General features: G+C 73.7%; 6 protein-coding genes and 1 pseudogene. 1 reads left to right on the top strand and 6 read right to left on the bottom strand.

Annotated features, from left to right (window positions below):
* The 4 genes and pseudogenes from B1H55_RS08265 to B1H55_RS08250 all read right to left on the bottom strand — a co-directional run.
* A pseudogene (locus tag B1H55_RS08265) lies at positions 1 to 321 on the bottom strand (translation initiation factor IF-2 N-terminal domain-containing protein); the annotation flags it as partial.
* A gap of 105 nt (positions 322 to 426) precedes the next feature.
* Positions 427 to 750, bottom strand: coding sequence for a YlxR family protein (locus B1H55_RS08260; protein WP_096519565.1), 324 nt, complete (start codon positions 748 to 750; stop codon positions 427 to 429).
* Positions 751 to 863: 113 nt separating this feature from the next.
* The gene (gene nusA, locus B1H55_RS08255) at positions 864 to 1,910 is read right to left on the bottom strand and encodes a transcription termination factor NusA (protein ID WP_073453189.1); all 1,047 of its coding nucleotides are present in this window, start codon (positions 1,908 to 1,910) and stop codon (positions 864 to 866) included.
* A 55-nt stretch (positions 1,911 to 1,965) separates the two neighbouring features.
* Entirely contained in the window at positions 1,966 to 2,436 is a 471-nt protein-coding gene (locus tag B1H55_RS08250) for a ribosome maturation factor RimP (protein WP_073453187.1), read from the bottom strand.
* A gap of 251 nt (positions 2,437 to 2,687) precedes the next feature.
* On the opposite strand from B1H55_RS08250, the gene B1H55_RS08245 reads away from it, so the two are divergent.
* Positions 2,688 to 3,713, top strand: coding sequence for a hypothetical protein (locus B1H55_RS08245; RefSeq protein ID WP_080461679.1), 1,026 nt, complete (start codon positions 2,688 to 2,690; stop codon positions 3,711 to 3,713).
* Between the two features lie 44 nt (positions 3,714 to 3,757).
* On the opposite strand, the gene B1H55_RS08240 is transcribed toward B1H55_RS08245, so the two are convergent.
* On the bottom strand, positions 3,758 to 5,569 hold the full coding sequence (locus B1H55_RS08240) for a proline--tRNA ligase (protein ID WP_371836548.1): 1,812 nt from the start codon (positions 5,567 to 5,569) through the stop codon (positions 3,758 to 3,760).
* Positions 5,570 to 5,714: 145 nt separating this feature from the next.
* A complete protein-coding gene (locus tag B1H55_RS08235) occupies positions 5,715 to 6,671 on the bottom strand; it encodes a GNAT family N-acetyltransferase (protein WP_077240340.1) in 957 nt (318 codons plus the stop codon).
* Positions 6,672 to 6,694 lie beyond the last annotated feature (23 nt).

Below are 6,694 nucleotides of genomic sequence, written 5' to 3'. Positions count from 1 at the left end.
CTGGGCGCTGGCGGCGGGGGCCGCAGCCGGCTCGGCCGGGCGCGCGCCGGGCTTGGGGGCCGCGGGCCTCGCGCCGGGCTTGGGCGCGGACGGCGTCTTGGCCTCCTTCTTCGCCTCTGCGGGCCTGGCGGCCTTGGGGGCCGCGGCCTGCGCCGCGAAGTGCTCGCGCACCCGCCGCGCGACCGGGGGCTCAACGGCGGAGGAGGCCGCCTTGACGAACTCCCCCTGATCCTTGAGCCACGAGAGGATCATCTTCGAGGTGATCTTCTTGCCAGTGGGGTCGAGCTCCTTGGCGAGCTCGTGAACGCGTGGTTTTGCCACTTTTCTCCTGTCAGGTTGCCCGCTCCCCGACAGGAGCGAGCGCTAGTAGAGGCAGCTCATCGCTGGGTACTCATCGGGTGCCCATCGGCTTCCTACCCGCCTTCGCTATCGGTGGTCCGGCCCCATGCGGGACCGGTCGGAATCATGCGCGGCCGCCCTCGCCGCGTGGGCGGCGAGCCAGTCTCGCACGGGGGCCGCGTCCAGCGGTCCCTCGGCGCGCAGCGCGCGCCCGAGGGCGCGCCTGCGCTCGGCGAGATCGAGGCACGCCGGATCCGCGTGGATCCAGGCGCCGCGCCCGGGCATGCGCGCCCGCGCGTCGACCGCGAGCTCGCCACTCGCGGCCAGGACCAGCCGCAGCAACTGCGGCCTGGGGGCCTTGGCGCGGCAGCCGATGCAGGTCCGCTCGGGAACATGCGAGGAGGCTGTCACCGACTCACCGTGTCCTTCCAGGAACTCATCGCCCACCGCTCGCGGGGGCGCGAGCGCTCCTCAGCGCTCCCGCGACCCGCCCAGGGCCCGCCGGAATTCTACCGAAAGCGCTGTCAGGAGCCGTCGTCGGGGTTTGAGGTACCTGTCACGTCGTCGGCACGCGATCCGTGGCCCGGCGCGATCTCGCCGAGCTCGGCGTCGGCGTGGATATCGATCTTCCAGCCGGTCAGACGCGCGGCGAGGCGGGCGTTCTGCCCCTCCTTGCCGATGGCCAGCGAGAGCTGGAAGTCCGGGACGACGGCGCGGGCGGTGCGCTCGGCCTCGTCGATGACCGTCACGGAGGCCACCCGGGCCGGGGACAGGGCGTTGGCCACGAAGCGCGCCGGGTTCTCGGAGTGGTCGACGATATCGATCTTCTCCCCGCCGAGCTCGGCCATGACGGCGCGCACGCGCTGGCCCATGGGGCCGATGCAGGCGCCCTTGGCGTTGACGCCACGGGTGCGGGCGCGCACAGCCATCTTGGTGCGGTGCCCGGCCTCGCGGGCGATGGCCACGATCTCGACGTCGCCGGAGGCGATCTCCGGGACCTCTCGCTCGAAGAGCTTCTTGACCAGACCCGGATGGGTGCGCGACAGGATGATCTGGGCGCCCTTCATGCCCCGGGATATCTCGGTGCAGTAGACGCGGACGCGATCCCCGTGCCGGTAGCGCTCCCCGGGCACCTGCTCATGCGGGGGCATGATGCCCTCGTGCTCCTCGTCGAGGCGCACGTGGATGATCCTGGGGTCGCGGCCCTGCTCGACGACGCCGGAGATGAGCTCCCCGGTCTTGTCCTTGAAGGCGCCCAGGACCTCGAAGTCGCGGCGGTCCTGGATGCGCTGGACGATGACGGAGCGGGCCGTGGCCTGCGCGATGCGCCCGAAGTCGTCCGGGGTGTCGTCGAAGAACTCGCCGGTGGGCTCGTCCTGCTCATCGACTTCCGGGGCCAGAACCGACATGTGCCCGGTCTTGCGGTCGATCTCGACGTGGGCGCCCCGGATGGCCCCGGGCACCTTGGAGTAGGCGCCGAGGATGGCGTCCTCGATGGCGGGCAGCAGGGCCTCGAGGTCGATGCCCAGCTCGTCGGCTGCGACGCGCAGCTCCGGCATGTTGATGTCCATGGTTCCTCTTGTCTGGTGCCGTAGGCGGATTCGGGGGCGGCGGGGGCCCGGGCGGTCAGAAGACGACGATCATTCGCGCGCTGGCGATGTCATCGAGCCGGAGCACCGTGGCGGTGCCATCGGCCTCGATCGTGACGGCCTCGTCGTCGGCACGGGACACGACGCCGGTCACGGTGATGGGGTCCGAGCCCTCGTCGCCGACGGTGGTGACGGTGGCGCTGTGGCCGACGGCGCGGCGGAAGTGCCGGGGGGAGCGCAGCTCGCGCTCGGCGCCGGGGGTGGAGACCTCGAGGGTGTACTGGCCCTTGACCGGGTCGGCGTCGTCGAGGGCGGCGGAGAGAGCTGCGGTGGCCTCGCCGATGCGGTCGAGGTCGAGGTCGCCGGGGCCATCGGGGAGGTCGACGATCACCCTCACCGCCGAGTGCCTGCCCGCCCGGGTGGTCTCAATGCCCTCGAGGAAGAGGCCCTCGGCCTCGACGACGGGGGCCAGCAGGTCGGTGAGCCGCGACGCGAGCGTGTCCGTCATGGTTTCCCTCGTTCCTCATCGGCGTGGCGCCGGCTGGTTCCGGCTGGTGCTGGCTGGTTCCGGCCGGCACTGGCATGGTCTCGGCGTGATGCCGGCGGGCATCGGCGCGTTCGGTCGGGCCAATCGTACCTGCCCGCGCCGACCGCCCGGGTCAGCGAGCGAGCGGCCCGCCGGGCCCGGCCCGGGCCCGGCCGCGCGCCCCATGGGCGCCTCTTGCTGAAGGATGGCCCGCCGCGTGGGAGGATCGACCCGTGAACGACATCGCGCGCCCACGCACCCCCCACCACTGCCACCAGGCGGCCCGCCCCCTGCCCTCCAGGCGATCCGCCCTGTTCAGGGTGGGTGCTGCCGCGCTCGGGGTTGCCGCCATCGCGGGGACCGCGGCCTGCGAGGTCCCCCTGGGCGACTCGGAGCCGGATCCCCTGCCGACGATGACGGGGGATGAGGCCTCGCGCGAGGCACTGGCCCGCCGCGCCGCGCTCATCGGCTCCACCGCGCGAGCCATCGCCGACTCCCAGGGCGGCCAGGGGGATTCCGGCGCGCAGGCGACGGTGATCGCGCAGGAGGCGGACGCCCAGCTCACGGCCCTCGGGGGCGTCTGGGAGCCCTGGCCCACCGGCGCGCCGACGGGCTACCCCACCGCCACTCCTGTGGAGACGGCCGCCGCGACGTCCACGAGCGAGGATCTGATCGCAGCGCTGAACGACGGCGCGGCCTCGGCGCGATCGGCGCTGGAGACCGCGCAGGAGGAGGGCTTCGCGAGGCTCGCCGCCTCGCTGCACATCGCGTGGTCCCTGCGCCAGGAGGCGCTCTCCCCCGGCTCGGTGACGGCTCCGGCGCGATCGGCCTCGACGATGGCCTCCCCGCTGCCGGACCCCGCCCTGGCGCTCTACGACCAGCTGCGCTACACCGGCGAGCTGCTGGCGGCGCAGTCGCCCTCCGACTCGACCGTGCGGGCGCGGGGCCTCGACGACGCCACGGCCGCCACGGCGGTGGTCAACGCCTCGATCGCGGCCGGGGGACCGGCGACGGCGCGGGCCACCGACCCGCGCCAGCCCGCCTACGGGGCGCCCACCGGGACGGATTCCGCCGATGCCCCCTCCGGCCAGTGGATGGGCGCGCTGTGGCGCTCGATCATGGTCGAGGAGATGTCGATCGCCGTCGCGGGCTCGGGCGAGCAGCGCCTGGTGGCCGCGGACGCCTCCGTGGCCGCCGCGCTGCGGGCATCCTCCTGGGGAGTCGAGACCGCCGAGGCACTGCCCGGAACCTCGGGCTGAGGCGCCAGGAGGCCGACGGGAGCGCCGCCGCGCCCGTCGTCGGCCTATCGGGCGAGGGCTTCGCGCACGAGTGCGCTGACCTGCTCGGCGGCCTGTTCGGCGGGCACGGAGCGGCGCTCGCCGCTGCGGCGGTCGCGGATCTCCACGGTGCCCTCCTTGGCGAGGTCGCGACCGACCACGATGGTGCAGGGCAGGCCCAGGAGCTCGGCGTCGGCGAACTTGACGCCGGCGGAGACCTTCCGGCGGTCGTCGTAGAGGACCTCGACGCCGTCGGCGTCCAGGGCGGTGGCGATGCCCTGGGCGGTGGAGAAGACGGCGTCGTCCTTGCCGGTGGCCAGGACCTGCACGTGGAAGGGGGCCACCGCGATGGGCCAGGCCAGGCCGCGCTCATCGTGGTAGGCCTCCGCCAGGGCCGCCATGACGCGGGAGACGCCGACGCCGTAGGAGCCCATGGTGACCACGCGGGACTTGCCGTTCTCGTCCAGGACGCTCAGTCCCAGGGCCTCGGAGTACTTGCGGCCCAGGGCGAAGATATGGCCGACCTCGATGCCTCGGGCGAGGCTGAGCGGGCCGGAGCCGTCGGGGGCGGGGTCGCCCTCGCGGACCTCGGCGGCCTCGATGGTGCCGTCGGCGGTGAAGTCGCGGCCCATGACGAGGCCGAGCACGTGCTTCTTGGGCTCGTTGGCGCCCGTCACCCAGCTGGTGCCGTTGACGACGCGGGGGTCGACGAGGAAGCGCACGGAGCCCACGAGGCGCTCGGCGCCGTCCTCGGCCCTCTCCACGCGGCGCAGGGGCGAGTTGGGGCCGACGGCGGCCGGCCCGATGTAGCCGCGCACGAGCTCGGGGTGCCCCTCGAAGTCCGCCTCCTCGGCCATGGCGACCTCGGCGGGGGCGACGGCCGCCTCCAGGCGCTTCATGTCGAGGTCGCGGTCGCCGGGGATGCCGATGACGAGCAGCTCGCGCTCACCGCCGGGGTGGGTGAGGGTGACGACGAGGTTCTTGAGAGTGTCGGCGGCCTCCCATGCGCGCCCGTCGGCGCGCGGGTAGGCCTCGTTGCACAGGGCGACGAGGGTGTCGATCGTGGGGGTGTCGGGTGTGTCGACGACGCGCGCCTCGGGCGCCCCTGTGGCGTCGACCTCGTCGGGAACGACGGTGGTGACGGCCTCCGCGTTGGCGGCGTAGCCGCCGGCGGAGCGCACGAAGGTGTCCTCCCCGATGGGCGAGGGGTGGAGGAACTCCTCGGAGTGGGAGCCGCCCATGGCGCCGGACATGGCGTTGACGATGACGTAGTTCAGGCCCAGCCTCTTGAAGAGCCGCTCGTAGGCGTCGCGGTGGAGCTGGTAGGAGGCATCCAGGCCGGTCTCGTCGATATCGAAGGAGTAGGAGTCCTTCATGACGAAGTCGCGGCCGCGGATGATGCCGGCGCGGGGGCGGGCCTCATCGCGGTACTTGGTCTGGATCTGGTAGACGATGGCGGGCAGGTCCTTGTACGAGGAGTACATGTCCTTGACCGCCAGGGTGAACATCTCCTCATGAGTGGGGGCCAGGAGGTAGTCGCCGCCCTTGCGGTCCTTGAGGGTGAACAGGGTGGGACCGTACTCGGTCCAGCGGCCGGAGGCCTTGTAGGGGTCGGCGGGCAGCAGTCCGGGGAAGTGGACCTCCTGGCCGCCGATGGCGTCCATCTCCTCGCGCACGATCGCCTCGATCTTGCGCAGGGTGCGCAGCCCCAGCGGCAGCCAGGTGTAGATGCCCGGCGCTGCGCGGCGGATGTAGCAGGCGCGCACGAGGAGCTTGTGGCTGTCGACCTCGGCGTCGGCGGGGTCCTCGCGCAGGGTACGGATGAAGGCGTTCGACATCGTCTGTAGCACGTGCCGATCCTACGTGCTCGGCGCGCGGGCGCCCGAATCAGGGCGGGAGGAGCGGGGCCGGGACGGCGGGGCCCGGATGCCCCGAGATCCCCGCGAGTCCGGTGGGACCGCCCGCCGCGCGGCCCCTGATGGTTCACAGCAGGATGGTGGCGAAGGCACCGTGCCGGGTGAAGCCGAGCGAGTGGTAGAGCGCCTGCGCCGGGGCATTGAAGTCGTTGACGTACAGGCTCACCCCACCGTCGGGCCCCACATGCTCGCGCCGCACGGCGTCGACGGCGGCGGCCAGCGCCACGCCGCCCACTCCCCTGCCCCGCATGTCCGGGCGCGTCCACACGCCGGTGAGCTGGGCGACCGCGCCGTCGGGCGCGTGCCAGATCCCGCCGACGTCGACCTTGAAGGCCACTCGCGCCGGGCCCCCGGGGCGCGCGGGACGCCCCTGGCCGTCGTCGAGGAGCACGTAACTGCGGCCCTCGCTCACGAGCCAGGAGACGTGGCGGGCGTAGGAGCCCCCGGAGGACATGGGGTCGTAGCCGACCTCCTCGGTGAACATGGCCACCGAGGCCGGCAGGACGAGGGGCTCCTCCTCGGGGCGCGCCTGGCGCGTCCCGCGCGCGGCCCAGTCCAAGGAGGGGCGTCGGGCCAGCGCCTGGGCGGCGAGTCCCCCGGGCGGGCTCGGCGCGACGAGGACGGGCTGGTTCCACCGCGCCTCCCGGTGCCGCATCCCGGCCGCCTCCAGGTGCTCCCACAGCAGGGCCACGTCCTCGGGGCTGCCGAGGATCGAGCCGTTGCGCGTCAGGCGCGGGCGGGAGTGCTCGGCGAGCGCTCGGGCGCCGACGCGGCCCGCCCCGGGCAGGCCCAGCTCGGGGCGCGGGGCGAGGCCCATGACGATGAGGGAGCCCGTGGACCAGGCCGCAGCGTCGGGGGCGGCGGGCCGCCCCAGGACGACGACGTCCCCCGATCCCCAGTGCCTCCAGCGCTCGAGCTGCTGGGCGAGCGGCAGGGACAGGACGGGATCGCGGGAGCACAGCGCGAGCACGCCCCCGACGCGGCGGGGGCTGACGGGGGTCAGTCGGCGCGTGAACAGGGGCATGACGATACGGGCGAGGCGGGCCG

The organism is Actinomyces denticolens, assembly GCF_002072185.1.
GTDB lineage: Bacteria > Actinomycetota > Actinomycetes > Actinomycetales > Actinomycetaceae > Actinomyces > Actinomyces denticolens.
The sequence above is the reverse complement of the archived record's forward strand: the minus strand, read 5'-3'. Positions and strand labels throughout refer to the sequence as shown.